Source organism: Janthinobacterium salmonicoloratum, assembly GCF_051380845.1.
Lineage (GTDB): Bacteria > Pseudomonadota > Gammaproteobacteria > Burkholderiales > Burkholderiaceae_D > Janthinobacterium > Janthinobacterium lividum_F.
The window spans coordinates 418167-441415 of record NZ_JBNYXV010000002.1 but is presented as its reverse complement, the minus strand read 5'-3'; the positions used below and the strand labels follow the sequence as shown (position 1 = coordinate 441415).

At 59.4% G+C, this 23249-nt stretch carries 29 protein-coding genes and 1 tRNA gene; 14 read left to right on the top strand and 16 right to left on the bottom strand.

What is annotated here, in order from left to right:
- Nucleotides 1-2 precede the first annotated feature (2 nt).
- Entirely contained in the window at nucleotides 3-941 is a 939-nt protein-coding gene (locus ACQ4WY_RS15180; RefSeq protein WP_436504773.1) for a type II secretion system F family protein, read from the top strand.
- Nucleotides 942-952: 11 nt separating this feature from the next.
- Nucleotides 953-2014: a LytR C-terminal domain-containing protein gene (locus ACQ4WY_RS15175; protein WP_436504772.1), complete on the top strand. Its 1062-nt coding sequence runs from the start codon at nucleotides 953-955 to the stop codon at nucleotides 2012-2014.
- Between the two features lie 66 nt (nucleotides 2015-2080).
- Here the strand turns inward: ACQ4WY_RS15175 and ACQ4WY_RS15170 are convergent, their stop codons facing one another.
- Together ACQ4WY_RS15170 and ACQ4WY_RS15165 are read right to left on the bottom strand one after the other, a co-directional pair.
- Nucleotides 2081-3070: an EDSAP-1 family PEP-CTERM protein gene (locus ACQ4WY_RS15170; protein WP_436504771.1), complete on the bottom strand. Its 990-nt coding sequence runs from the start codon at nucleotides 3068-3070 to the stop codon at nucleotides 2081-2083.
- 207 nt (nucleotides 3071-3277) lie between these two features.
- The gene (locus tag ACQ4WY_RS15165; protein ID WP_353659248.1) at nucleotides 3278-3652 is read right to left on the bottom strand and encodes a hypothetical protein; all 375 of its coding nucleotides are present in this window, start codon (nucleotides 3650-3652) and stop codon (nucleotides 3278-3280) included.
- A 151-nt stretch (nucleotides 3653-3803) separates the two neighbouring features.
- Here ACQ4WY_RS15165 and ACQ4WY_RS15160 point away from each other — a divergent pair, with 151 nt between their 5' ends.
- A complete protein-coding gene (locus ACQ4WY_RS15160) occupies nucleotides 3804-4115 on the top strand; it encodes a hypothetical protein (RefSeq protein ID WP_436504770.1) in 312 nt (103 codons plus the stop codon).
- Nucleotides 4116-4142: 27 nt separating this feature from the next.
- On the opposite strand, the gene ACQ4WY_RS15155 is transcribed toward ACQ4WY_RS15160, so the two are convergent.
- The gene (locus tag ACQ4WY_RS15155) at nucleotides 4143-4349 is read right to left on the bottom strand and encodes a dodecin (RefSeq protein ID WP_436504769.1); all 207 of its coding nucleotides are present in this window, start codon (nucleotides 4347-4349) and stop codon (nucleotides 4143-4145) included.
- A 305-nt stretch (nucleotides 4350-4654) separates the two neighbouring features.
- Between ACQ4WY_RS15155 and ACQ4WY_RS15150 the strand changes: the two genes are divergently transcribed.
- Nucleotides 4655-4987, top strand: coding sequence for a hypothetical protein (locus ACQ4WY_RS15150; RefSeq protein WP_436504768.1), 333 nt, complete (start codon nucleotides 4655-4657; stop codon nucleotides 4985-4987).
- A 158-nt stretch (nucleotides 4988-5145) separates the two neighbouring features.
- Nucleotides 5146-5511 carry a recombinase family protein gene (locus ACQ4WY_RS15145; RefSeq protein WP_436504767.1) on the top strand — a complete coding sequence of 122 codons (366 nt, stop codon included), beginning with the start codon at nucleotides 5146-5148 and terminating at the stop codon, nucleotides 5509-5511.
- On the opposite strand, the gene ACQ4WY_RS15140 is transcribed toward ACQ4WY_RS15145, so the two are convergent.
- The 8 genes from ACQ4WY_RS15140 to petA form a co-directional block, all read right to left on the bottom strand.
- Nucleotides 5503-5955, bottom strand: coding sequence for a hypothetical protein (locus ACQ4WY_RS15140; RefSeq protein ID WP_436504766.1), 453 nt, complete (start codon nucleotides 5953-5955; stop codon nucleotides 5503-5505). The two genes, ACQ4WY_RS15145 and ACQ4WY_RS15140, sit on opposite strands and share 9 nt — an antisense overlap.
- Before the next feature lie 158 nt (nucleotides 5956-6113).
- Entirely contained in the window at nucleotides 6114-7247 is a 1134-nt protein-coding gene (locus ACQ4WY_RS15135; RefSeq protein WP_436504765.1) for an XRE family transcriptional regulator, read from the bottom strand.
- Between the two features lie 202 nt (nucleotides 7248-7449).
- Nucleotides 7450-7525, bottom strand: a tRNA-Thr gene (locus ACQ4WY_RS15130).
- A 26-nt stretch (nucleotides 7526-7551) separates the two neighbouring features.
- Nucleotides 7552-8064 (bottom strand): ClpXP protease specificity-enhancing factor, encoded by a 513-nt coding sequence (locus ACQ4WY_RS15125; protein WP_353659245.1) that lies wholly within the window; start codon nucleotides 8062-8064, stop codon nucleotides 7552-7554.
- Nucleotides 8065-8183: 119 nt separating this feature from the next.
- The gene (locus ACQ4WY_RS15120) at nucleotides 8184-8795 is read right to left on the bottom strand and encodes a glutathione S-transferase N-terminal domain-containing protein (protein ID WP_010394154.1); all 612 of its coding nucleotides are present in this window, start codon (nucleotides 8793-8795) and stop codon (nucleotides 8184-8186) included.
- A 120-nt stretch (nucleotides 8796-8915) separates the two neighbouring features.
- Nucleotides 8916-9680 carry a cytochrome c1 gene (locus tag ACQ4WY_RS15115; protein WP_152254125.1) on the bottom strand — a complete coding sequence of 255 codons (765 nt, stop codon included), beginning with the start codon at nucleotides 9678-9680 and terminating at the stop codon, nucleotides 8916-8918.
- A gap of 36 nt (nucleotides 9681-9716) precedes the next feature.
- Nucleotides 9717-11129: a cytochrome b gene (locus tag ACQ4WY_RS15110; protein WP_353659244.1), complete on the bottom strand. Its 1413-nt coding sequence runs from the start codon at nucleotides 11127-11129 to the stop codon at nucleotides 9717-9719.
- Nucleotides 11130-11131: 2 nt separating this feature from the next.
- On the bottom strand, nucleotides 11132-11740 hold the full coding sequence (gene petA / locus ACQ4WY_RS15105) for a ubiquinol-cytochrome c reductase iron-sulfur subunit (RefSeq protein WP_353659243.1): 609 nt from the start codon (nucleotides 11738-11740) through the stop codon (nucleotides 11132-11134).
- A gap of 413 nt (nucleotides 11741-12153) precedes the next feature.
- Between petA and mscL the strand changes: the two genes are divergently transcribed.
- The 4 genes from mscL to ACQ4WY_RS15085 are packed head-to-tail and all read left to right on the top strand — an operon-like array spanning nucleotide 12154 to nucleotide 14879.
- The gene (gene mscL, locus ACQ4WY_RS15100) at nucleotides 12154-12603 is read left to right on the top strand and encodes a large conductance mechanosensitive channel protein MscL (RefSeq protein ID WP_353659242.1); all 450 of its coding nucleotides are present in this window, start codon (nucleotides 12154-12156) and stop codon (nucleotides 12601-12603) included.
- Between the two features lie 41 nt (nucleotides 12604-12644).
- Nucleotides 12645-13805 carry a Do family serine endopeptidase gene (locus ACQ4WY_RS15095; RefSeq protein ID WP_353659241.1) on the top strand — a complete coding sequence of 387 codons (1161 nt, stop codon included), beginning with the start codon at nucleotides 12645-12647 and terminating at the stop codon, nucleotides 13803-13805.
- Nucleotides 13806-13826: 21 nt separating this feature from the next.
- On the top strand, nucleotides 13827-14519 hold the full coding sequence (locus ACQ4WY_RS15090; protein ID WP_152254122.1) for a DUF2461 domain-containing protein: 693 nt from the start codon (nucleotides 13827-13829) through the stop codon (nucleotides 14517-14519).
- A gap of 15 nt (nucleotides 14520-14534) precedes the next feature.
- The gene (locus ACQ4WY_RS15085; protein WP_332860606.1) at nucleotides 14535-14879 is read left to right on the top strand and encodes a cupin domain-containing protein; all 345 of its coding nucleotides are present in this window, start codon (nucleotides 14535-14537) and stop codon (nucleotides 14877-14879) included.
- 10 nt (nucleotides 14880-14889) lie between these two features.
- On the opposite strand, the gene ACQ4WY_RS15080 is transcribed toward ACQ4WY_RS15085, so the two are convergent.
- The 5 genes from ACQ4WY_RS15080 to ACQ4WY_RS15060 form a co-directional block, all read right to left on the bottom strand.
- Nucleotides 14890-15942 (bottom strand): NAD(P)H-dependent glycerol-3-phosphate dehydrogenase, encoded by a 1053-nt coding sequence (locus tag ACQ4WY_RS15080; protein WP_436504764.1) that lies wholly within the window; start codon nucleotides 15940-15942, stop codon nucleotides 14890-14892.
- A gap of 77 nt (nucleotides 15943-16019) precedes the next feature.
- Nucleotides 16020-16481 (bottom strand): SH3 domain-containing protein, encoded by a 462-nt coding sequence (locus ACQ4WY_RS15075; protein WP_353659237.1) that lies wholly within the window; start codon nucleotides 16479-16481, stop codon nucleotides 16020-16022.
- Between the two features lie 181 nt (nucleotides 16482-16662).
- On the bottom strand, nucleotides 16663-17136 hold the full coding sequence (gene secB, locus ACQ4WY_RS15070) for a protein-export chaperone SecB (RefSeq protein WP_034783580.1): 474 nt from the start codon (nucleotides 17134-17136) through the stop codon (nucleotides 16663-16665).
- A gap of 160 nt (nucleotides 17137-17296) precedes the next feature.
- Nucleotides 17297-17563, bottom strand: a complete 267-nt coding sequence (gene grxC / locus ACQ4WY_RS15065; RefSeq protein ID WP_034753025.1) for a glutaredoxin 3 — start codon at nucleotides 17561-17563, stop codon at nucleotides 17297-17299.
- A gap of 25 nt (nucleotides 17564-17588) precedes the next feature.
- Complete coding sequence (locus ACQ4WY_RS15060; protein ID WP_436504763.1) at nucleotides 17589-18005, bottom strand: rhodanese-like domain-containing protein; 417 nt, start codon at nucleotides 18003-18005, stop codon at nucleotides 17589-17591.
- A 106-nt stretch (nucleotides 18006-18111) separates the two neighbouring features.
- Between ACQ4WY_RS15060 and gpmA the strand changes: the two genes are divergently transcribed.
- The 5 genes from gpmA (at nucleotide 18112) to gspG (ending at nucleotide 23249) form a co-directional block, all read left to right on the top strand.
- A complete protein-coding gene (gpmA, locus tag ACQ4WY_RS15055; RefSeq protein ID WP_096233264.1) occupies nucleotides 18112-18858 on the top strand; it encodes a 2,3-diphosphoglycerate-dependent phosphoglycerate mutase in 747 nt (248 codons plus the stop codon).
- A 76-nt stretch (nucleotides 18859-18934) separates the two neighbouring features.
- A complete protein-coding gene (locus ACQ4WY_RS15050) occupies nucleotides 18935-20392 on the top strand; it encodes a murein hydrolase activator EnvC family protein (protein ID WP_436504993.1) in 1458 nt (485 codons plus the stop codon).
- Nucleotides 20393-20439: 47 nt separating this feature from the next.
- The gene (locus ACQ4WY_RS15045) at nucleotides 20440-21933 is read left to right on the top strand and encodes a S41 family peptidase (protein WP_436504762.1); all 1494 of its coding nucleotides are present in this window, start codon (nucleotides 20440-20442) and stop codon (nucleotides 21931-21933) included.
- Nucleotides 21934-21941: 8 nt separating this feature from the next.
- Complete coding sequence (locus ACQ4WY_RS15040; protein WP_436504761.1) at nucleotides 21942-22703, top strand: HesA/MoeB/ThiF family protein; 762 nt, start codon at nucleotides 21942-21944, stop codon at nucleotides 22701-22703.
- 93 nt (nucleotides 22704-22796) lie between these two features.
- Entirely contained in the window at nucleotides 22797-23249 is a 453-nt protein-coding gene (gene gspG, locus ACQ4WY_RS15035; RefSeq protein WP_092713532.1) for a type II secretion system major pseudopilin GspG, read from the top strand.

Genomic DNA, 23249 nt, shown 5'->3' with positions numbered 1-23249 from the left:
GCATGAGCGGTTCGCAACTGCTGTTTCTCGTGATCGTCTTCGCCGTGGTGGTGGCGCTGGCCCTGCTGGCGTGGCTGATCTTCTTTCCCGGCGCCTTGCGCCAGCGCCTGTCCGGTTCCATGGCGCCGGTCGCCAACGAGGAGGTAGCCGACACTGGCTGGGTGGAGCGCGTGGCGCGCGTGGCGCAGCCGTTCAGCAAGCTGTCTCTGCCGGAAGAGGGCTGGGAGCGCTCGCCGCTGCGTACGCGCTTCATGAACGCGGGCTGGCGGCAAGCCAGCGCGCCGGCCCTGTATTTTGCCGCGAAAACCGTGCTGGCCCTTCTGTGCCCTACCGTGCTGGGCCTGTATGCGGCCAGCGCCATGGCGGCGCAGTTGCGCAGCGTGCTGCTGTTACTGCTGTGCGTCAGCGCCACCATCGGCTATTACCTGCCGAACCTGGTGCTGGCCAGCACGGCCAAGCGGCGCCAGCGCGACATCTTTGAAAACATTCCCGATGCGCTCGACTTGCTGACTGTGTGCGTGGAAGCGGGCCTGAGCCTGGAGCGCGCGCTGGTGAAGGTGTCGGGAGAAATCCATATCAAGAGCGTGGTGCTGGCGCAGGAATTGCAACTGGTGCTGATGGAAATGCGCGCCGGCTTTTCCAAGGAAAAGGCGCTGCGCAACCTTGCTTTGCGCAGCGGCGTGGAAGATGTCGACACCCTCGTCGCCATGCTGATTCAATCGGAACGCTTCGGCACCAGCATGGGCGATTCGCTGCGCGTGCATTCGGAAAACCTGCGCGGCAAGCGCAGCCTGCTAGCCGAGGAGGCGGCAGCGAAGATCGCCCTGAAACTGCTGTTCCCGCTGATCTTTTGCGTCTTTCCCACCCTGATGCTGGTGCTCATGGGGCCGGCCGTGATCGAAGTCTATCGCGTGCTCGTGCCGGCCATGGCCAGCCGCTGAAAGGAGCTACCATGCGCTTGACGATTTCCCGCCTGGCCGCCGCCTGCGCCTGCCTGGGCCTGGCCGCCTGTACCACGCAGTTGGCGCACGTGCCAGTGCCGGCGTGGCCTGATGCTGATGGCGCCTATGCGGCGGGGCGCCAGCATTTCGAGCGAGGCGACCTGCCCGCGGCGCAAGCAGCCTATGAGCAAGCCTTGCGCCATGCGCCGCACCATGTGAACGCGCGCAACGGCCTGGCCGTGCTGCACGCGCAGCGCGGCGAACACGACGCGGCGATCGCCTATTGGCTGGCTTTGACGCAGGAGGCAAGGCCGCCGCAGCCGCAGCAGGCATATCTGTTCAGCAATCTCGGTCATGCTTATTCCCTGAGCGGGCGCGATGCGCAAGCCTTGTCCGCGCTGGAACAGGCGTGTTTGCTCGATCCGCTCAATGCGCTGGCCTGGCAGCATCTGGCGCAGGTACTGGAACGGCTGGGCCAGCACGAGCGCGCGGCCCTCATGCGGCGCCAGGCGCAGAGCCTGCAGGAACACAACCTGCGGCGCGACCTGGCTGTATTGCGCAACGCGGCGCCGCAGCCGGGTGTGCCCGCAGCCGTGCCGCCGCAGGATGCGCCCGCCATGGCGCGCATCGAGATCACGCAAGGCGACGGCATGGCCCGCTTGCAGCGCGTGCCGGCAGCCGCTGCCGTGGCGGAGCGGTCCATGCCGGCCGCCGCCGTGCCCCGTCCGCGCCTGGAAATTGTGAACGGCAACGGCGTGCCTGGCCTGGCCGCCGCCCTGGCGCGCAGCCTGGTCGGTGCTCCCGTGCAGGTGGTGCGCTTGGCCAATGAAAGCAGCTTCCAGGTGGCGCGCACGCGTGTCGAATACCGGCCCGCGCAGGAGCAGGCGGCGCGCCAACTGGCCCGCCAGTTGGGTGCACAGGTGCAGACCCAGGTGCAGATCCAGGCCGCCGATTGTTCTGCCAGCGAGCTGCGCCTGGTACTGGGGCGCGACCTGAGCGATCCTGCCATGCTGCACCGCTATTATCTGCAGCAGCTGCAACTGGCGCGCCAGGCGTTGGCGCGGCTCGGTTAAGAAGACTCTGCCGGCATAAAAACGCGGCGCCTTTTGCGGGCGCCGCGTTTTTTGGCATACCGGTGACTATGCCGGCCGGCGGCGGCGCGTGAAGGCCAGGGCCGCCAGTCCCATGCCCAGCAGGAACAGGGTGCCAGGTTCCGGCACGGCCAGGGGATCGATGACGACGATGTCGGTGCGCGTGGACTTGGAAAAGTTCAAGGTATAGCTGCCGGCGGGCAGGGCGAAATTCGAGGTCAGGGAAAACATCGCAAAACCATTCGTGAAGGCGCGCCCGGTGGCCGGGTCGTTGGTGCCGGCCGTCATGTTCAGGCTGAACGGGTCGAGGCTGCCGGCGCCATGGTTACCGTTGACATCGCTGCCATTGTTCGGGTTGCCGTCGGGGGCAAACTGGAAGATCACGCCATCGGCGTTCGCCTTCGACAGGCAGCCGACGGGACTGGCGCTGTTGCAGGAGATATTGAAGATATCCATGATCGACACGTTCGACTTGTCGCCCAAGGTCGTCACGCTGGTGCGCAGGTCGCGCCGTCCCATGAAGCTGAAGGTGATGAAGCCTGCGCTCGACAGGGTCAGGTTGACGGAACCGGTGAGTGAGTCGCTGGCCGTGGCCGTGGCGGCGCCGACCGTGTTGCGCTGTGCTTCCGCCACCGCTTGCACAGTGGCGCCGCCATTGAGCATGTTGCCGAAGGCATGCGCATCGCCGCGCGCGAACTCCAGGGTGGAACTGGGACTGGGTGCATAGTGATTTTGCGGCAAGCCGCGGCAGCCGCCACCCGAGCACACTTGCAGCACGTCCGCGTTGGCGGCCGGCCCCGTATTGACGGCGCGCGGATTGACGGCCACGCCGCCTTCGAAAAACGCGCTGTCGCTGGCGTTGCGGTTGGCGCCGGCCAGCGACAAGTTACCGGCGCTGCTGGTGATGCGGAAATTGCTCAAGTCGTTGACGGCCAGGCCGTACGCGCCGGCCTGCGCCTGGCCGCTGGCCAGCAGGCTTGCCGCCGCCAGTGCACCCAGCCAGGCCAGGGTCTTGCTTCGTGTGTGATCGACATTCATCGCAGCCTCTTATCGTGGTCAGTCTCGGAAAATCCGGGGGGTAAAGAATCCAGAATGCTTTGCCTGGATTCATCTCGTTGACACAGATAAGCAGCTTGCATGCCACACAAAAAAATCACATGGAATCAAGTGCTTGCGCAAGGCGGACTGAACTTGCGGAAGCCAAGTGTAAGAAAGGCCGACGCCGCTTGGCGGGCGGCGCCAGCCTCAGGTGCCCCGGTGATAGCCCAGGTGGCCGCCCGAATTGCGCGCGCAACCGCAACCAGTGCGCGCCACTTCCTCGCCTTCCGTCAATTTCCAGTTGGTAATCGTCGTGTGCTGCCAGTCGATGTCGCTTTTCTTGACAGGTTTCACCGTCAGCGTGCGTTGTTCCACATCCGTGTACTCCATCAGTTCCTCGTCGTCGGCGATGTCGAAATGGCGGTGGATCAGGGATATGCCGAAGCGGTCGAGCGCGCCATAGCGTTGCAGCACGTCGCGCAGTTCGCGAAAGCAGGCGAGGTCTTCGGGCAGCAGCGGGTCGACGGCGGAAATATCGGCAACGGGCTGCCATTGCATGGCGTGGATGTTCAGGCTGTGCATGATAGGCTCCTGTGCCCCGTGATGATCGGTCCAGGCTGCCGGAGGGGCGCTGGCACGCCTGGTGAAATGATCATCCTGGCCGTAAAGCCGCTGCGGCGCTTGCGCCATATCAAAGGTGCGGCACATCGCACCTCGCCCGGTAAAATAGGCCATGGCAAACAAACCCCCCACCTTCCCCGGCGCACGCACGGGCCGCGGCCAGGTCCTGGCCGTGCTGCTGTCGAACCGCGACCAGTCCGGCGCCGAACCGCTGCAAGGCCGCGTCTCGCTGGCCGCCATCGTCAAAGCGCTCAAACGCAAATACCACTGGCCGATTGAAACGCACAGTTTCCCCGCGAATACGCAGGACGGTCGCGCCAGCTGGGCGACCGTCTACAGCTTGCCGGAAAAGGTGATTCAAGCCGCGCTGGACAACGGCGGCCGGGAGTGGCTGGAAAGCCGGGCAGTGGTCGGGCGGCGATGAACGCGCCGCCTGCCTTACTCGATCCCGTTACTCGAGCCGGAAGCCGACCTTGAGCGTGACCTGGAAGTGCGCCACCTTGCCATCGACGATATGGCCGCGTGATTCGCTCACTTCATACCAGTCCATGTGCTTGACCGTGAGCGCCGCCTTGGCAATGGCATCGCGTATCGCCTGATCGCTGCTCTCGGTCGACGTGCCAACCAGTTCGATCAGCTTGTAAGTATGTGCGGACATGATGTTTCCCCAGGTAGGCAAGCCAGACATTGGAAAGTTCTTCTTCGCCAGCAAGTGCCCATAGTGCGCCTAAATGCGCTGGACGTCATTGCGCGGCGCAGCAATGCGCGCAAAATCTTCGCTCAAGGTGGCTACTTCAATGGCTCGTCATTGGTGTACTTAGATGCGATATGCTGGAACGGACGGATCAACGAACGACAAAAAAGATTTAAGGCAGCGAATTTCACCATGTTACTATTTGATGCAATATAAGCAATTTAATTCCACTGCGCAACGGCACACCTTTGCCGAAAAATGGTTGAAAAATGAAAAAAATAATCTTCGCCTCCTTTCTATCGTTGGCACTAAGTCCAGCACTGGCTGATATTTCGGTATCGAACATTGCAAGATTGGCCGGCTATACGATAGTAGGAACAATGACCATCACTGGTTGGCAGGATACAGATGGAGAGAAGAAAAAGGGCGATTCGTTCGAAGGCTGTAGCTACGGGAGAGTGATTATTTTCGACAACAATAAAGTCCTTAAGTGCACAGGTTATTCTTACTTATACGCGTATCGACCTTCGGCATTAATTCTCGTAAAAGGAACTTCCTTCGTAATGTTTGTTGATAACGAACAATTCGAAATGAGAAACTGAGTATTTAGAGCTACTCAAGTATCGACTAACACAAAGGTTACCGCGCTGATTTTCTGAATTGAGTTACACAGCGGTTACATGAAGATGGCACTGACGCTGGAAGCAAACCGCAGTTCGTCGGCGCTCTTAGTTTAGCTTCACAGTGGGGAAGCGCTGGGTTGTCACTGGGACGCGGCGACCGAGACGTCGGCGCTACAGTCAAGTTGCTGGCCGCGCGGAAAATCGTTGTCATTTTACTTCAGCTCGATATGCTGGACTTGGCATCTGCCGCCGGCAATATGATGTTAACGATGTTGGCGGTGGTACAGATAGCGCGGGATTTTCTTGTCGAGCGTACGCAGTCGGGATTGGCCCGTGCCAAGAGCGAAGGCAAGGGCTTGGGCAGGCGTCGAAGATCATTGCCGAGCAAGCGGGGCGACATCGTCGTCAAGTATGAGAAGGATGAGAGCGTCAGCGAGGGTATATCGTGCGCTAACATCCTAGGTGTCGTGAAGCCGATGCGACCGGATTCATTCTTATGGTAACTGAATGCCGAACAGCGCAAAACCGTTTCTTCGCCAGTTTGGAGGTAGGTCGCCTTCATAGTTCAGATATCCGGCTATAGCCTTTACGTTAGCCAGCGTCTGTTTTTGTGCTACTACCATTCGATGGACTAAGTCTAACGTAGTAATGAAGGGGATTTGTAGACTGCCTGCTACCCACCCCATACCGCCATCGTCACTCACAGCTGTGGTTGGAATACCTGAATTGGTGAATACATATGCATGAGCCAAGACTTCGCAGTCTGTTCTAGATGGAAGCGTGCACCTGCTTGCCTTGATTGCAATTTCACTTGCCGATGAATGAGCTTGAATGTTGCTGCGGATTGTCTTTATCTGTGCAGATTTTCCAGCGTCTAGTGGAATCAAATTTAGAAGGCGGTTGGAAACATACGGAGGGTCTCCTGCCCAGTGAAATTTATTCTTCAAGCGCGGAGCTCTTGTCCACTCCGTATGTACCTCAGGGGTAACTACGGCCTTTTCAGGTACAGAATAAAAATTGCTTCCTAGCAATGGATTAATGCTATAGGCAAGGCGAAGGTAAGAGCAGGTGTCAAGTAAATATAGCAACTTTAGCTCTACCGTGATTAGTGTGCGTCGCCGCCGAGTGCCAAATATATTGCTTTGGCATCGAGGATGGATGTTTCCAGCAGGTCAGAAAGCCAGCCCGGACCTTGTGCAGATTCTTGTAAATGCTTCGTTACAATATCGAAAAAGGGAGTTACAAACGCAGATTTTGTGAGGGCAATATATGTTGCTGCATCTGGCGCGCTATCTGGGAATAGTAAATGTGTGACGTCGGGAAATTGCTTCTCAAAGTTCTTCATCGCTCCAAAAATATTGAACTTAAATTCTGGAAGCCGATGTTCCTTTGCATAATTATTCACGGCCAGGTACACGGTATAAGGCGAGATAACACGCTCCTTGGCAGCAGCCTTGATCATGTTCACCACGACTCCCTCATGCTTGCCAGTCAAATGCGGATACAACTTTGCTGCACATGCGCGAGGATAAAGAAGCGCACCAGCGAACGCGTCGGCGAAATCCTCGCCTTCATCTGTGCCTGCTAAATTAGGTGTGAATACATGTGCCAATTCATGGGCCATCCAGAAATTGAAGTCGCATACGTTAGCGTCAAGATTCAGATATACCCATGTCGCATTGCATTCGGGGAGCAAAATGTGCAGGGCGTTGCCATGCGTCTCTCTCTCTCCCCACATCACTGGAATCAATACTGCGCCAAGCTCACTGAACTTACCAATAAGATTGCTATACCCAATAATGTCTTCATCGGACATACCTAACGATTTACGCAAATCACTTACAACCTGTTGTACATAGCTGTAGTCTTTGGATGGGGCGCGGAAAGTTGCTGCAGAGACGTGACGATTACCCATGTATTGCGCGAGCGGCCGAAGTAATCGCCCCTTAGTTTTGGCGAGTTCGATCTCAACTTCAGTTGTTTTCTTCTGGGCTTTTCTTCGGTACGCTACTATTGGTTCTGGTAGTTTTGGTAATGAATTGACAATCATGTCATCAAAGGACATGTTCAGAATGAACGACAGCTTCAACAATCGATTAGCTGCGGGAAAAGTCTCGCCAGACAACCACTGAGTGACTGAGGCTGGCAGGACTTCTAACCGGCGGGCCAAATCATCATAGCTCAGGTTAAGAGCTTCTACAGCGCGCGTAATTTGCGGAGTGTTTAAGCGAGAATCCATGGTGTCAGTATGAGGGGAGATAGCAAATTGTCAAGGATAATCCGCAATCGAACACTGCTCGACCAAGAATGGTTGTTTATGGGCAACCAAATATCGACAAATCGAATTTGCCTAGCTGGTGCCGATATGGAGATTGTCAAACGCAAAAAGTGAAAAGGCTTACGCGCTATAGCGGGTAAGCCTTTGATTTCCTACTGAATTCTGGTGCCGACTGCCGGTTTCGAACTGGCCACCTGATGATTACAAATCAACTGCTCTACCAAATGAGCTAAGTCGGCAAAAACTGCGCGTTGCGAATTATACGCTATTTAATGCGTGTCAGGGTCGGGCGGCCGCCTTTTTTTGGTGGCTCGTCGTCGCCGGGTGTGGCGCTGTCGCGTTGTTCGGGGGAGCCGGTTGGCACGGACGACAGGGTTGGACCGCTGGCGACGGGGGCGAGCACTGGCGGCGGGACGTCGGCCGAGGCGGGGCTGTCGGTCGGTTGCGCATCGGGATCGTCGTTGCCCAGCACGGGCTCGAAGGCCATGCCCTGGCCGTTTTCGTTGGCGTAGATGGCCATCACGTTGTCGACCGGTACATAGATTTCGCGCGAGACACCACCAAAGCGGGCGTGGAAGCGGATGGCGTCGTTGTCCATCTTCAGGCCGCTGGTGGCGCCGAAGCTGATGTTGAGCACGATTTCGCCCTTTTTCACGTATTCCATCGGTACCGTGGTGCGCGAATCGACTTTGACCGCGAGATAAGGCGTGTAGCCGCTGTCGGTGCACCACTCATAGATGGCGCGCAGCATATAAGGTTTGGTTGAGATTTCAGACATGGTAGACACTGTGAGGCGGGAGCGCCCTCCGTCAAGCATGAGGCGGGCGCACCGGTAGTTCAAAAGACTGGCTGCTGACGCAAGATGTCCCGGCAGGCGCTGCCTGCCGGGAATATCTTTTAGCGGCGCATCACTTTCTCGGATGGGGTCAGCGCTTCGATGTACGCAGGACGCGAGAAGATGCGTTCGGCGTATTTCATCAGCGGTGCGGCCGTCTTCGACAGTTCGATGCCGTAGTGGTCCAGGCGCCACAGCAGCGGCGCGACAGCCACGTCGAGCATCGAGAATTCGTCGCCCAGCATGTACTTGTTTTTCAGGAACAGTGGCGCCAAGGTCGTCAGGCGGTCGCGGATTTCCGCGCGTGCCTTGTCGTGGGCCTTGTCGTTGCTCTTGGCGCGTTCGCTTTCCAGCACGTGCACGTGCACGAACAGTTCTTTTTCGAAATTGAACAGCATCAGGCGCGCGCGGGCACGCATCAGCGGATCGGCTGGCATCAGTTGCGGATGCGGGAAGCGCTCATCGATGTACTCGTTGATGATGTTCGATTCATACAGAATCAGTTCGCGCTCGACCAGGATAGGCACCTGGCCATACGGATTCATGGTCGAAATGTCTTCCGGTTTGTTGAACAGGTCGACGTCGCGCACTTCGAAGTCCATGCCTTTTTCAAACAGGACCAGGCGGCAGCGTTGCGAAAATGGGCAGGTTGTACCCGAATAGAGAACCATCATTTTTTATAGTTCCTTAGAAACAAAGGGGGTGAAGCCGCGAACGGCTCACCCCAGGTCGCTTGTCCACTCATGCGGACAACGCAGAAACAGGCATAAACCGGCCTATGGCCGGCGCCTCACTTATTTGACTTCCTTCCAGAACGACGCGTTAAGGCGCCATGCCAGCAGAGCAAAGACTGACAGGAACAGCAGCACCCAAACGCCCAGGCGCTTGCGTGTTTGCTGTGCCGGTTCGGCCATCCACTCCATGTAGCCGACCAGGTCGGCTACCGCATTGTCATACTCGATCTTGTTCAACGTACCTGGCTTGACCTGCTCGAAGCCGGCAAATTTGTGGATCTTCTTGCCAGCTTCGTGCGGATCATTCTCTTCCACGAACTTGGCAGTCTGGACACCTTGCAATTCCCATAATACATGCGGCATGGCAACATTCGGCACGACCATGTTGTTCCAGCCGGTCGGACGAGTGTCGTCTTTATAGAACGTACGCAGGTAAGTATACAGGTAGTCGCCGCCAGTGCCAGCGGAAGATGATTTCGCGCGCGAAATTACCGACAAATCCGGCGGTACGACGCCAAAGAAGGCCTTGGCGTCCTGCGGCGCCAGGCTTGTCGTCATCAGGTCGCCTACTTTATCACCTGAGAACAACAGATTCTGCTTGATCTGGTCTTCCGTCAAGCCCAGGTCGCGCAGGCGGTTGTAGCGCATCGACACGGCGGCGTGGCAATTCAAGCAATAATTGACGAACAATTTGGCGCCATGTTGCAGCGCTGCCATGTTGGTCTGGCGGTCAGGGGCCTTATCCAGCGGAAAGCCGCCTTCGCTGGCGAGAGCCATGGCAGGCACGAAGGCCAGGATGGCGAGCAGTTTTTTTGCAATCTTCATATGATGTATGTCCTTTGAGCGTGGCGTGAGAGCGGCTTAGTGCGGGTGAAACGTCACACGCGACGGCACGGTCTTGAACTTGCCCATTGCACTCCACCATGGCATCAACAGGAAGAAGCTGAAGTAAATCAGGGTGCACACTTGCGACACGATGGTTTTCGTATCCGTTGGCGCCTGGGTCCCGAGGTAGCCGAGGATCAGGAACGACAGGCCGAAGATGGCATAGATGTATTTGTGCCAGGTCGGACGGTAGCGGATCGATTTCACCGGCGAATGGTCTAACCATGGCAGGAACGCCAGGATCACGACGGAACCGCCGAAGAACACCACGCCCCAGAATTTCGCATCGAGCACCTGCGGCAGCATGCCGATGATGGCGACGATGGCGATGCCGGCGATGGCCGACTTGACGGTCGTCGACAGGCGCGACTTGAGCCAGATGAACACCACGTAGGCGGCCACGACACCCATCAGCACGTACATGAAGTCGGCCGTGGTGGCACGCAGCACCGAGTAGAACGGTGTGAAGTACCAGGTTGGCGCGATGTGCAGCGGGGTTTTCAGCGAATCGCCGGGCAGGAAGTTGTTGTATTCCAGGAAGTAGCCACCCATTTCCGGCGCGAAGAAGACGACTGCGCTGAAGATGACGAGGAAGATCGACACGCCGAACAGATCGTGCACGGTGTAGTAAGGATGCGATGGAATCGAATCGACCGGGTGGCCATCGGCGCCCAGGTTTTCTTTGACTTCGATGCCGTCCGGATTGCTCGAGCCGACTTCATGCAGGGCGATCAAGTGCGCTGCAACCAGGCCCAGCAGTACCAGCGGGATGGCGATCACGTGGAAGGCGAAGAAGCGGTTCAGGGTCGCGTCGGAAACGACGTAGTCGCCGCGGATCCACAGCGACAGGTCAGGGCCGATCAGCGGGATGGCGCCAAACAGGTTGACGATCACTTGTGCGCCCCAGTACGACATCTGGCCCCATGGCAACAGGTAGCCGAAGAACGCTTCGGCCATCAGGCACAGGAAGATGGCGAAACCGAACAGCCAGATCAATTCACGTGGCTTGCGGTACGAGCCGTACAGCAGGCCGCGCGTCATGTGCAGGTAGACGATGATGAAGAAGGCCGAGGCGCCCGTCGAGTGCATATAGCGCACCAGCCAGCCCCACGGTACTTCGCGCATGATGTACTCGACGGAATTGAAGGCCAGGGCCGCATCCGGTTTGTAGTGCATGGTCAGGAAGATGCCGGTGACGATCTGCAGCACCAGCACCAGCATGGCCAGCGAACCGAAGATGTACCAGAAATTGAAGTTTTTCGGGGCGTAGTATTTGCCCCATTGGTCGTTCCACAGCTTGGTCAGGGGAAAGCGGTCATCGACCCAGCCCAGTGCTTTTTCGGCGACGGGAGCGTCTGCCGGAAATTTCGTTTCTTTGAAAGCAGCCATGATCAAGCCTCGCCTTTCTCGTCTTTACCTATCAGCAATTTGGTGTCGCTCAAATACATATGGCGCGGCACTTGCAGGTTGTCCGGCGCCGGCTTGTTCTTGAACACGCGGCCAGCCATGTCGAAGGTAGAGCCGTGGCAAGGGCACAGGAAGCCGCCTTCCCAGTCATCGGGCAGCGACGGTTGCGGGCCGGGGGTAAATTTAGAGGAAGGGGAGCAGCCCAGGTGGGTGCAGATGCCGACGGCGACGAGAATTTCAGGCTTGATCGAGCGCGCTTCGTTCATGCAGTATTCAGGCGTGAATTCGGCGGGATTGCGTTGGGAATTGGCATCGGCGACTTTGCCGTCAGTCTTTTTCAGGGACTCGATCATTTCCGGCGTGCGCTTCAGAATCCAGACCGGCTTGCCGCGCCATTCGACGGTGCGCATTTCGCCGGGTTGCAAGGTGGTGATGTCTACTTCAACCGGCGCGCCAGCCGCTTTCGCGCGCTCCGACGGCTGGAAGGTGCTTACCAAGGCTCCCGCGGTTGCCAATCCAACTACACTGCCCGCCGCGCACGTGGCGACGAGCAAGCCGCGACGGCCTGAATCGACCTGCTTTTCGTTACTCATGCAAACCCCAATCAGTCAAAATGCGAATCTTTATTATGAGTGGCAGCCGCGAAAAACCCGTCGCCGAAGCTCTTTCCCACTGATTGCCGCAACCCGCATCTTTGTACGGTAAAGTGGCAACATCCCTGCGGAACTTCGGCCAATGGCGCAGCCCGTGCCAGTTTCTTGTTGATTATCCGGAAGTGAAAAAGCCACTTCTGGCAACCGCAAATTATAAGTGAAGCAAACAACGAATAGAACAAAAACGTTGCTTGTACCATAATTTATATACTTTTGCAGGAGGTGGCTAGTTCTTTCGAACTAGATGCGCCGGGCTGTGCCGGAATTGGTCTCGCCAGCAACCACAAGTTGGTGGCACCGGGAATCAATAGTATGATCGGCATGTTTTTTATACATATCCGAAGGAGAAATTCATGGCAATGATGAAAGAATTTAAAGAATTTGCAATGAAAGGCAACGTCGTCGATCTGGCGGTCGGTGTCATTATCGGCGGCGCCTTCGGCAAGATTGTCGATTCCCTGGTGCAAGACGTGATCATGCCGCCCGTCGGCCGCATTTTCGGCGGCCTCGATTTCGCCAATTACTACCTGCCCCTGAATGGCCAGGCCACGACGATGACCCTGGTGGAGGCGAAAAAGGCGGGCGCCGTGCTGGCCTACGGTAACTTCCTGACCATCTTGCTCAACTTCGTCATTCTCGCCTTCATCATCTTCCAGATGGTGCGCCTGATGAACAAGGCCCGCCGCAGCGAACCGGTCGCGCCGGCGCCAGCACCGGCCACGCCGGAAGACATCGTGCTGCTGCGTGAAATCCGCGACTCCCTGCAGAAGAACGGACAGAATAGCAACGATCTGGCAAAATAAGTCGTTCCGGCAACGGCCGGCTGACCTGGGCAGAGAACTGTATGCGACGATTCTGGTTATTGTTTGCGCAAACCGTGACGATCGCGTTGGCGCTGTACTTTGTGTACGGCGCGCTGCGCCCGGCCAGCCGGGTACAGCAACTGGGCTCTGCTGCGAAGCCGGTGCCTGTGGTGGAAACGGCGTCCAGCAGCCTGGCGCCAGGCTCTTACCGCGACGCGGCGGCGCGCGCCATGCCCGCCGTCGTCAATATCCTCACCCTGCAAGTACCCAAGCGCGGCGCCCATCCGCTGGCGCGCGATCCCTTCTTTAAACGTTTCTTCGGCGACCGTGACCCGGACGGCGACGATGACGAGGACTTGAAAAACAGCCTCGGCTCGGGCGTCATCGTCAGCCATGAAGGTTATGTGCTGACCAACAACCACGTGGTCGAGGGCGCCGACGAAATCGAAGTGGTGCTCACCGATGGCCGCAAAGCGCCCGCCAAGGTGGTGGGCCTGGACCCGGAAACGGACCTGGCCGTGATCAAGATCGACCTCGACAAGCTGCCCGTCATCGTGCTGGGCCAGTCGGAACTGGCGCGCGTGGGCGACGTGGTGCTGGCCATCGGCAACCCGTTCGGCGTGGGACAGACGGTGACCATGGGCATCATCTCCGCCCTGGGCCGCAACAACTTGCACATCAACAGCTTTGAAAACTTTATTCAGACGGATGCGGCCATCAACTTTGGCAATTCGGGCGGCGCCCTGGTCGATACGCGCGGCAATCTGATCGGCATCAATACGGCGATTTACTCGCAAAGCGGCGGCTCCGTCGGCATCGGCTTCGCCATTCCCGTCTCGACGGCCAAGACGGTGATGGAGGCCATCATCAAGGATGGCCACGTGGTGCGCGGCTGGATCGGCGTGGAAACGCAGGACATCACGCCCGAGCTGGCGCAAAGCTTCGGCTTGCAGCGCACGAGCGGCGCCATCATCGCCGGCGTGGTGCGTAACGGCCCGGCCGACAAGGCGGGCATCGTGCCCGGCGACATCCTGCTGACGGTGGAAGGCAAGCCCGTCGGCGACACGACGGAAATGCTCAACCTGATCGCCCAACTGCCGCCCGGCGGAAAAGCTAAAATGACGGTGCTGCGCAAGAATCGCGAAGCGGCGCTCGACGTGATGGTGGGCAAGCGCCCCCTCCCGAAAGAGCTTTCCAAATAGTTGCTGATCGGAATTTGACACATGCATGTGCGTGATTTGACCCAATTTTTACGTGAACTGAGCGACAACAACAACCGTCCCTGGTTTGTCATGAACAAGCCCCGCTACGACATCCTGCGTGAGGAGTTCCTTGCGCTGGTGACGTCACTCATTGCTGAACTCGGCAAGTTCGACCCGGCCGTGAAGTACTGCAATCCGAAGAAGGCCTTGTTCCGCATCAACCGCGACGTGCGTTTCGCGCACGACAAGAGCCCGTACAAGACGCGGTTTTCGGCCGCCATCGCGCCGAACGACATGCGCCGTCCCAGCAAGGCGGGCGGCCCCACGTATTATCTGCAGATCGATGGCCAGGGAAATCTGCTGTTCGGCGCTGGCGAATACATGCCGCCGCCGGGCCGCTTGAAGGCGCTGCGCGAACACATGGTCAACGACGCGCCAGGTTTTTCCAAAGTGCTGAAAAATAAGCGTTTGAAAGCGCGTTTCGGCACCATCCAGAACGAGGGCAAGTTGCAGCGCCCGCCCAAGGGTTTCGAGGCGGACGCCGAACATATCGAATTCATCAAGCTGAAGAGCTTTTTTGTCTGGACCGAAGTGCCGCTGCCCGTGAATGAACCCGAGAAACTGCTGCCGACCCTGGCGGAAGGCTTGAAGGATGCGTGGCCGCTGGTTGAGTGGATGCGCGGCGCGAAAGAGCCGGAGGAAGTCACCGAGTAATTGCTGAAGGAGCACATGATGGCACTGGAGCACGCAAGTTCAGGACAGGTGATCGAGGTGCTGCGCAGGGACGGCGACGACCTGTCGCAGTTTTCCGCCATTGCGCTGGCTAAAACGGATGAACTGGAATTGATCCGCATGTGTATGCCCAAGGGCAAGACCATGCCCGAGCATCATGTGCTCGGCGAAATCACCTTGCTATGCCTGCAAGGGCAGGTGGCGGTGGAAGCGCATGGCGGCGTGCAAGTGCTGGGGCCGGGGCAGATGCTGTACCTGCTCGGAGGCCAGGCGCACGCCCTGGAAGCGCGCGAAGACAGCCTGTTGCTGCTGACGATATTGATGGCCAAGGCGGGGCGCTAGTTTTTTCCTGTCAGGCCGCCTCGGCGCGCGGATCGCGCGACAGCAGCTGCTGCACCATCACGTGCGGCAAATCGCCATCGAACAGCACACCGGCCACCGCATTCGTGATCGGCATGTCGACGCCCATGCGGCGCGCCAGTTCGCGCACGGCCTTGGCGCAGGGCACGCCTTCGGCCACATGTCCGAGTTCGGCCACGATGGTGGCCAGCGCCTTGCCTTGCGCCAGGCCCAGGCCGACCCGGCGGTTGCGTGACAGGTCGCCCGTGCACGTCAAAATCAAATCGCCCATGCCCGTCAAGCCCATGAACGTTTCCGTCTGGCCACCCAGGGCCGTGCCCAGGCGCGTGATTTCCGCCAGGCCACGCGTGATCAGCGCGGCGCGCGCATTCAAGCCCAGGCCCAGGCCATCGGCCACGCCCGTGGCGATCGCCAGCACGTTCTTGACGGCGCCGCCCACTTCCACGCCCACCAGGTCTTCGCTCGCATACACGCGGATGGTGCCGCCATGCAAGGCCGAGACGACGACGCCGCGCAAGGCCGCGCTGTGCGAGGCGATGGTCAGCGCGCACGGCAAGCCGCGCGCCACTTCCTGCGCGAACGAGGGGCCGGACAGGGCGCCGCCGGCCACTGTGTCGCCTAGAACTTCCTGCACGATCTGGTGCGGCAGCAGGCCCGTGCCCCCTTCAAACCCTTTGCATAGCCACACCAGCTTGCCGATGGCCTTGTCTTTTAATTGATGCAGCATCGGCCGCAAGCCCGCCACGGGGCAGGCGGCGATCAGCAGGCCGTGCTCGCCACTGGCATGCGCGACGGCGGCGTCGAAATCGGCGCTGATGCGCAGTTGCGGCGGTAATGGGAAGCCTGGCAAATAACTGTTTTCGCCGCTGGCGGCCATGGCGGCCATGGCCTTGCTGTTGCGGCCCCACAGCAGCACGTCATGGCGGCCGGCCAGGGCCATGGCAACGGCCGTGCCCCAGGCGCCGGCGCCCAGCACGGTTATGCGGCACGGGGCGGCCTTGGTGGATGCGGTGGTATCGGGAGTGTTTTCAGGGGAAACTTGCATGCAACCTCAGTCTGGCAGGGGGAGGGGCACGGCGCGGCTGGCCGTTGCCCGGATGAATCTGGCGGTGCTTACGATGCTTACAGGCCCCACACTTCGCTGGTCTTGACGTAGCCGCTCTGGCCATCCTTGTGGCGCACCTTGACCCAGCCGGAGCTCGGCTGTTCGCTCATTTCCAGCAGCACGCCCTTGTCGACGAGAATGAGGGGCGAGGCGGTGTCGTCGGGGCTGGCGCGAACCTTGAGGTTCGCGGCGCGCGCCACGACGTTGCGCTTGGCCGACAGGCCCTTGGCTTCCGTCCAGGCCATTTCGCCACTGGCATCGCGTACCTTGACCCATTCGCCGTAGCTGAGCACCACTTCCAGCGGCATGCCGCGTGGCGCCACGTACAGCTTGCCGCCCTTGGAGGATGGCGCGTCGTACAGGATCACGGGAGCTGCGCCCACCGTTTTGAAATCGACGGCGTGGCTGGCGGCGGTCGCCAGCAGCAGCACGGCGCCGGCCATCCAGCGGAACTTGCTCAAGAGCGCACTTTTCAACATGATATTTTTGAACCTTAACGAAACACGGCGGCCAGGCCGCCGTTTCTTACCTGCAGTATAGAACACTCACAAAACCGTCGCGAGCGGCAGTGCATTGTGGCCGAGAAGCGCAGCTGTGCTAGAGCACAGCGAGCATCACAGGCCGCAAGGCGCGCCGCGCAGCAGGTTTTGTGACGGGTTCTTAGTGCGTTTCGCTGGCTGCTGGTGCTGCGGCAGCGGCGTCAGCAATAGCTTGCAGACGTTGTTGGTAGAACACTTCGAAGTTGATCTCGGCCAGGTGCACTGGCGGGAAGCCGGCACGGGTGATCACGTCGGCGATGTTGGCGCGCAGGTAAGGGTAGATGATGTTCGGGCAGCCAATTCCCAGCAGCGGATCGAGTTGATCGGCAGGAATGTTGCGTGCTTCGAAGATACCGGCTTGCTTGCCTTCAACCAGGAAAGCGACTTTTTCGCCGACTTTGGCGGTCACGGTGATGGTCACGGTGGCTTCAAAGATGCCGTCGGCCAGAGGCGCAGCGCCCACGTCCAGTGCCACTTCGATGGCTGGTGCTTCTTGTTCCAGGAAAATAGCTGGGGAATTTGGTTGTTCCAGCGACATGTCTTTCAGGTAGACGCGTTGGATTTGGAAGACTGGTTGCAGGTTTTCGTCAGACATGGAACGCTTTCGTTGTAAAGGACAAGAACGGCACACCGTTCAAATATGGTGCTTGCGGTATTCAAACCGCGCCGGGTAGGCGCGGCCAGATCAGGTGCGAGGGCAATTGTATCAAAACAATACGACAAAAAACCAAGCAATTTCTCGAACCCGCTTTATATCAGGCTGCCGTGCCATTTAACAAGGGGTCCAGCTTGCCGGCTTGATCGAGCGCATACAAATCGTCGAATCCGCCCACGTGGGTATCGCCCACATAGATTTGCGGCACGGTGCGGCGGCCCGTGCGTTCCATCATCTTGATGCGCTCTTCCGGGTCGAGGTCGACGCGGATCTTTTGTACTGCCACGCCCTTCGATTCCAACAGGCGCTCGGCGCGCACGCAATACGGGCACACGGCGGTGCTGTAAACAATAACAGGTACGGTCATGATCATTCCTTCAGTTAAGGCCGGCTTACTTCGCCAGCGACAAGGTTTTCAATGGCAAACCTTGCTTTTTCCATTCGTCGAGGCCGGCTTCCAGGCTGGTGGCTTCCACGAAACCGGCTTTGGTCAGCAGGCCGACGGCGGTTGCCGAACGCGAACCTTTCTGGCAAACCACTACAATGGGGCGCGTTTTGAATTTTTCCAGCTCGCCCAGGCGTTTTGCCAGTTCCGGCAGCGGAATATTTTTTGCGTCAGGCAAGTGGCCCGTGGCGAATTCTTCCGCGCTGCGCACATCGACGATGATGGTTTTGCCACGGTTGATCAGTTGCGTGACTTCCAGCACGGTCGCGCGCTTGCCGCGCATCGACAGCAGTGGCCAGAGGAGGGCGCCGCCGGAAATAATGACGATGGCAAACAGAAAAATGTGGTCGATAATGAATTTCACGTAGGGTCCAATGGTTTAAGTCAATCCGCGCATTATAAAATAGAAGCTGGACGAGGTCTTTTTACGTTTTGCTTTTTTGATTTGAACCCCTTGAGAAGATAGAACTATGTACAAAATCGTTTTCATGCGTCACGGCGAGTCCACCTGGAACCTCGATAACCGCTTCACCGGCTGGACCGACGTCGATCTGACGGAAAAGGGCGTCAACGAAGCCAAGGCCGCTGGCCAGATCCTCAAACAGGAAGGTTTTACGTTCGACGTGGCCTACACTTCCGTCCTGAAGCGCGCCATCCGCACCCTGTGGCTGGCGCTCGACGAGATGGACATGATGTATTTGCCAATCAAGAACGACTGGCGCTTGAACGAGCGCCACTACGGCGCCCTGCAAGGCTTGGACAAGGGCGAGACGGCCGCCAAGTATGGCGACGAGCAAGTATTGGTATGGCGCCGCAGCTACGACACGCCGCCGCCGCCGCTGGAAGCGAACGATGACCGCGCCTCGTTCAACGATCCGCGCTACGCCGGCTTGCCGAAAGCGTCGATTCCGCTGACCGAATGCCTGAAGGACACCGTGGCGCGCGTGATGCCGTCCTGGGACGAGGAAATCGCCCCGGCCATCCGCGCCGGCAAGAAGATCATCATTTCGGCCCACGGCAACAGCCTGCGAGCGCTGATCAAGATGCTCGACGGCATCAGCGACAGCGATATCGTTGGCCTGAACATCCCGAATGGCCAGCCGCTCGTGTATGAACTGGACGCCGACCTGAAACCGATTCGTCATTACTACCTGGGCGACCCGGCAGCGATTGCGGCAGCACAAGCTGCCGTGGCGAACCAAGGGAAGGCCAAGTAACTTGTCGTCTTTCTTCCGCGGCACAGCGATCGCCCCCTCTGCTGAACGACCCCTGCCGGCGTGGCGCGCCGGTGCCATGCTGTGCCTGGCGCTGCTGCTTTCCAGCGGTGCCGCGCAGGGCGCCAAGCCCACCGAACGCAGCAAGCAGAAGGCAGCCGCGGAAGCACAACGTGCTGGATTGCAACAAAAACTGACGGCGCTCAAGCGCGACATCAGCCGCACGGAAAGCGCCAAGGATGACGCGGCCGATACTCTGGCCGAGTCGGAAGAGGCCATTTCCAACGCCAACCGCGCCTTGCGCGACCTGGCGCAGGAGCAAAGCGAGACTGGCGTGAAACTCAATGCGCTGGGGCAAGAGCACCAGCAGCTGACGGCCACCGTCGAGAAACAAAAAACGCAGCTGTCGAAATTGCTGCGTGAACAATATGTCGCCGGCAACGAAGACCGCATCAAGCTGCTCTTGTCGGGCGATAACCCGAACCGCATCAACCGTGACTTGCAATTGATGGCCTATGTGTCGCAGGCGCAGGCGCGCCTGCTGGAAGCCTTGCGCGCCAACTTGCTGGCCGTGGAGAAAAACCAGGCGGACGTGCAGAACGCCAAGGATGAACTGGAAGAAATCGCGCAGGAAGAGCGCGACCAGAAGGCCCTGCTGGTACAAGAGAAGGCGCGCCGCGCCGCCTTGCTGACGAGTTTGTCGCAGCGCCTGGTAGCGCAGCGCAAGGAAGTGGGCAATGTCGAGCGCGACGAACAGCGCATGGGCAATCTGGTCGACAAGCTGGCGAAACTGATCGAAGAGCAGGCCGCCGCCGCAGCGGCCGAAAAGAAACGCCAGCAATTGCTGGCCGAGCAGCGGGCCGCCGCAAAAGCGGCCGCCGACGCCAAGATCGCGGCGGAAAAACGCGAACGCCTGCTGGCCGCGCGCGCCAAGGCCGCCCAGGCGCAGGCCGAACGCGAACGCCTTGCGAAAGAGCAACAAAACAAATCGGGCAAGATCAAGCCGCAGACGCCGCCACCGCCGCCCGTGAAACTGGAACCGATCGACGATGACGAGCCGCCGCAGGTGGCCAAGGTGGCGCCTAAGCCCAAGCCGGAACCGGAGCCGGAACGCCCAAGCCTGGGCCCGGCCGCGCCATCCGGCGCCTTTGCCAGCCTGAAAGGGCAGCTGCGCGCTCCTGTGGCGGGCAAGATCGCCGCCCGCTTCGGCAGCAAGCGCGGCGACGGCCCCAGCTGGAAGGGCGTATTCATCCGCACGGGCGAAGGCAGCGAGATCCACGCCATCGCCGGCGGCCGGGTCGTGTTTTCCGATTGGCTGCGCGGTTTCGGCAATTTGATCATCGTTGACCATGGCGGCCAGTACATGAGTATTTATGGCAATAACCAATCCTTGCTGAAACGGGTGGGCGACGCCGTCAAGGGCGGCGACGCCATTGCCAGCGCGGGCAACAGCGGCGGCAACGAGGAATCAGGGCTATACTTTGAATTGCGTCATCAGGGCCGCGCCTTCGATCCCGCCACCTGGGTGAAGTTTTAAGTTCCCACCATTGCTGCGGCAGCGAATTTGTAGATTGCGAAGAATACATGGGTATCAAAGTCAAAAGTATCGGCCTGATCGGTCTCGGCGTACTGGCAGGCATCGGCATGTCGCTGCAGTTTCCGGCCGTGGCGCAAAAAATCACGAATGCCCCGCTGCCGCTCGACGAGCTGCGCCAGTTGTCCGACGTCTTCGGCCTGATCAAGTCCGATTATGTCGAGAAGGTGGAAGACAAGAAACTCTTGACGGAAGCCATTTCCGGCATGGTCTCGTCCCTGGACCCGCACTCCGTCTACCTCGACAAGAATGCCTTCAAGGAAATGCGCGAAAGCGTGCAGGGCAAGTTCGTCGGCATCGGCATCGAAGTGAGCATGGAAGACGGCTATGTGAAAGTCGTCTCGCCCATCGAGGACAGCCCCGCCGCCAAGGCCGGCATCCTGGCGGGCGACCTGATCACCCGTCTCGACAACATTCCGCTGAAAGGCTTGCAGCTGGAAGAAGTCATCAAGAAGATGCGCGGCCAGCCTGGCAGCAAGCTGGTGCTGACGATGTCGCGCAAGGGCGAAAGCAAGCCGCTGGTCTTCCCCATCGTGCGCGAGGAAATCCGCGTGCAAAGCGTGAAGGCCAAGATGGTCGCGCCCGGCTATGCCTGGCTGCGCATCGCCCAGTTCCAGGAACCGACCGTCGATGACATGGTCAAAAAGATCAACGCGCTGTACGCGCAAGACCCCAAGCTCAAGGGCCTGGTGCTGGACTTGCGCAACGATCCCGGGGGCGTCGTGCCGGGCGCCATCGGCGTGGCGACAGCCTTCCTTCCGGGTAACTCCGTGATCGTTTCCACCAAGGGCCAGTTGCCGGAATCGAAACAAGTGTTTTATGGCCGCCGCGAATTCTATGCACCGCCGGGCGCCAAGGCCGACCCGCTGGCCAAGTTGCCGGCCGCGCTGAAAACCGTGCCGCTGGTGGTGCTGGTCAATGCCGGTTCCGCGTCCGCGTCGGAAATTGTCGCCGGCGCCTTGCAGGACTACCAGCGCGCCACCGTTATCGGCACGCAGACGTTTGGCAAGGGTTCCGTGCAAACCTTGCGCCAGATCACGGCCGACACGGCCGTCAAGCTGACGACGGCCCGTTACTACACGCCGAAAGGCCGGGCCATCCAGGCGCGCGGCATCGTGCCTGACTTGCTGGTCGATGAAACGGCCGAAGGCGACGGCTGGAATAGCCTGCGCGTGCGCGAGGCGGACCTGGAAAAACACTTGAGCAGCAACGATGGCAAGCCGGAAGCGGCCAAGCCGACGATGGAAGGCATGCACGAACAGCTGGAAGAAGAGCAGCGCCTGATCGCCACGGCGAAAAAGCGCAAGCCGCTTGAATACGGCGCCAAGGACGATTTTCAATTGCAGCAAGCCTTGAACCACTTCCAGGGCTTGCCGGTGCAGTTGGCCAAGGTCGAGGCCAAGGGCGAGAAAATCAGCGCCAAGCCGGAAATTGCTTCCGATATCAAGGCCGATGACAAGAAGATTCCTGTGCGAAAACCGTAGTCGCCGCCATGAACGACCATCAGTTGCTGCGCTACTCGCGCCACATCCTGTTAGACGAGATCGGCATCGAAGGCCAGCAAGCCTTGCTTGATGCGCATGTGCTGGTGATCGGCGCGGGAGGGCTCGGCTCGCCGGCGGCCATGTACCTGGCCGCCAGCGGCGTCGGCAAGCTGACCCTCGTCGATGACGACACGGTCGACCTGACCAATCTGCAGCGTCAGATTGCCCATACGACGGCCCGCGTGGGCCAGCCGAAAGTGCTGTCGGCGCGCGAGACCTTGACCGGCATCAATCCCGAGATTGAAATAATTGCCTTGCAGGAGCGCCTCGACGGCGCGCGCCTGGCTGAACTGGTCTTGTCCGCCACGGTGGTGCTCGATTGCACCGATAACTTCGCCACGCGCCATGCCGTCAACCGCGCCTGCGTGGCGGCCAGGGTGCCGCTGGTGTCGGGCGCCGTGATCCGTTTCGACGGGCAAGTGAGCGTGTTCGACCCGCGCACGGGTACCCAGCCATGTTATTCCTGCCTGTTTCCGCAGGAGCAGCAGTTCACGGACGAAGCGTGCTCGACCATGGGCGTATTCGCGCCGCTGGTGGGCGTGGTGGGCGCCATGCAGGCGGCCGAGGCGCTGAAACTGATCATGGGCGTGGGCGAATCGCTGGCCGGACGGCTGCTGCTGCTGGACGGCTTGCACATGGAATGGAGCAGCATGCGCGTTGCGCGCGACCCCGGCTGCGCCGTTTGCGGCAAAGTGGTCTTGCCGGGCTGACAGCCCCCGCACAAATTTTTCCCTATATGACAGGCTTTGTCATATTTCCGCTTTATACTCTGCACTCATTACTCACCTTCTTCTCTCTTTCTTATGCAAAACGCAGCAAACCATCCGACACGCCAGCGCCGCGCGCGCGGCTTCACTCTGATTGAAATCATGGTCGTGGTGGTGATCATGGGTATCCTCGCGTCGCTGGTGGTACCCAAGCTGATCGCCCGCACGGGCGAGTCGAAAGTGGCGGCGGCGAAAGTCGACATCGCCACCGTGATGCAAGCCTTGAAACTGTATCGCCTGGATAACCAGCGCTACCCGACTACCGAGCAGGGCTTGCAGGCGCTGATCGAAAAACCGACCACGGGACCGGCCGCGAATGGCTGGAAAGCGGGCGGTTATCTGGAAAAGATGCCGAAGGATCCATGGGGCAACCCGTATCAGTTCCTGTCGCCTGGCGTGAAAGGCGAAGTCGACATCATCTCGCTGGGCGCCGACGGCCAGCCTGGCGGTAGCGGCGACGATGCCGATATCGGCTCCTGGGAACTGTAA

Coding starts and splice junctions, on each gene's coding strand:
- ACQ4WY_RS15180 (WP_436504773.1), top strand. CDS start 3: ATGAGCGGTTCGCAACTGCTGTTTCTCGTGATCGTCTTCGCCGTGGTG.
- ACQ4WY_RS15175 (WP_436504772.1), top strand. CDS start 953: ATGCGCTTGACGATTTCCCGCCTGGCCGCCGCCTGCGCCTGCCTGGGC.
- ACQ4WY_RS15170 (WP_436504771.1), bottom strand. CDS start 3,070: ATGAATGTCGATCACACACGAAGCAAGACCCTGGCCTGGCTGGGTGCA.
- ACQ4WY_RS15165 (WP_353659248.1), bottom strand. CDS start 3,652: ATGCACAGCCTGAACATCCACGCCATGCAATGGCAGCCCGTTGCCGAT.
- ACQ4WY_RS15160 (WP_436504770.1), top strand. CDS start 3,804: ATGGCAAACAAACCCCCCACCTTCCCCGGCGCACGCACGGGCCGCGGC.
- ACQ4WY_RS15155 (WP_436504769.1), bottom strand. CDS start 4,349: ATGTCCGCACATACTTACAAGCTGATCGAACTGGTTGGCACGTCGACC.
- ACQ4WY_RS15150 (WP_436504768.1), top strand. CDS start 4,655: ATGAAAAAAATAATCTTCGCCTCCTTTCTATCGTTGGCACTAAGTCCA.
- ACQ4WY_RS15135 (WP_436504765.1), bottom strand. CDS start 7,247: ATGGATTCTCGCTTAAACACTCCGCAAATTACGCGCGCTGTAGAAGCT.
- ACQ4WY_RS15125 (WP_353659245.1), bottom strand. CDS start 8,064: ATGTCTGAAATCTCAACCAAACCTTATATGCTGCGCGCCATCTATGAG.
- ACQ4WY_RS15120 (WP_010394154.1), bottom strand. CDS start 8,795: ATGATGGTTCTCTATTCGGGTACAACCTGCCCATTTTCGCAACGCTGC.
- ACQ4WY_RS15115 (WP_152254125.1), bottom strand. CDS start 9,680: ATGAAGATTGCAAAAAAACTGCTCGCCATCCTGGCCTTCGTGCCTGCC.
- ACQ4WY_RS15110 (WP_353659244.1), bottom strand. CDS start 11,129: ATGGCTGCTTTCAAAGAAACGAAATTTCCGGCAGACGCTCCCGTCGCC.
- petA (WP_353659243.1), bottom strand. CDS start 11,740: ATGAGTAACGAAAAGCAGGTCGATTCAGGCCGTCGCGGCTTGCTCGTC.
- mscL (WP_353659242.1), top strand. CDS start 12,154: ATGGCAATGATGAAAGAATTTAAAGAATTTGCAATGAAAGGCAACGTC.
- ACQ4WY_RS15095 (WP_353659241.1), top strand. CDS start 12,645: ATGCGACGATTCTGGTTATTGTTTGCGCAAACCGTGACGATCGCGTTG.
- ACQ4WY_RS15090 (WP_152254122.1), top strand. CDS start 13,827: ATGCATGTGCGTGATTTGACCCAATTTTTACGTGAACTGAGCGACAAC.
- ACQ4WY_RS15085 (WP_332860606.1), top strand. CDS start 14,535: ATGATGGCACTGGAGCACGCAAGTTCAGGACAGGTGATCGAGGTGCTG.
- ACQ4WY_RS15080 (WP_436504764.1), bottom strand. CDS start 15,942: ATGCAAGTTTCCCCTGAAAACACTCCCGATACCACCGCATCCACCAAG.
- ACQ4WY_RS15075 (WP_353659237.1), bottom strand. CDS start 16,481: ATGTTGAAAAGTGCGCTCTTGAGCAAGTTCCGCTGGATGGCCGGCGCC.
- secB (WP_034783580.1), bottom strand. CDS start 17,136: ATGTCTGACGAAAACCTGCAACCAGTCTTCCAAATCCAACGCGTCTAC.
- grxC (WP_034753025.1), bottom strand. CDS start 17,563: ATGACCGTACCTGTTATTGTTTACAGCACCGCCGTGTGCCCGTATTGC.
- gpmA (WP_096233264.1), top strand. CDS start 18,112: ATGTACAAAATCGTTTTCATGCGTCACGGCGAGTCCACCTGGAACCTC.
- ACQ4WY_RS15050 (WP_436504993.1), top strand. CDS start 18,935: ATGCTGTGCCTGGCGCTGCTGCTTTCCAGCGGTGCCGCGCAGGGCGCC.
- ACQ4WY_RS15045 (WP_436504762.1), top strand. CDS start 20,440: ATGGGTATCAAAGTCAAAAGTATCGGCCTGATCGGTCTCGGCGTACTG.
- ACQ4WY_RS15040 (WP_436504761.1), top strand. CDS start 21,942: ATGAACGACCATCAGTTGCTGCGCTACTCGCGCCACATCCTGTTAGAC.
- gspG (WP_092713532.1), top strand. CDS start 22,797: ATGCAAAACGCAGCAAACCATCCGACACGCCAGCGCCGCGCGCGCGGC.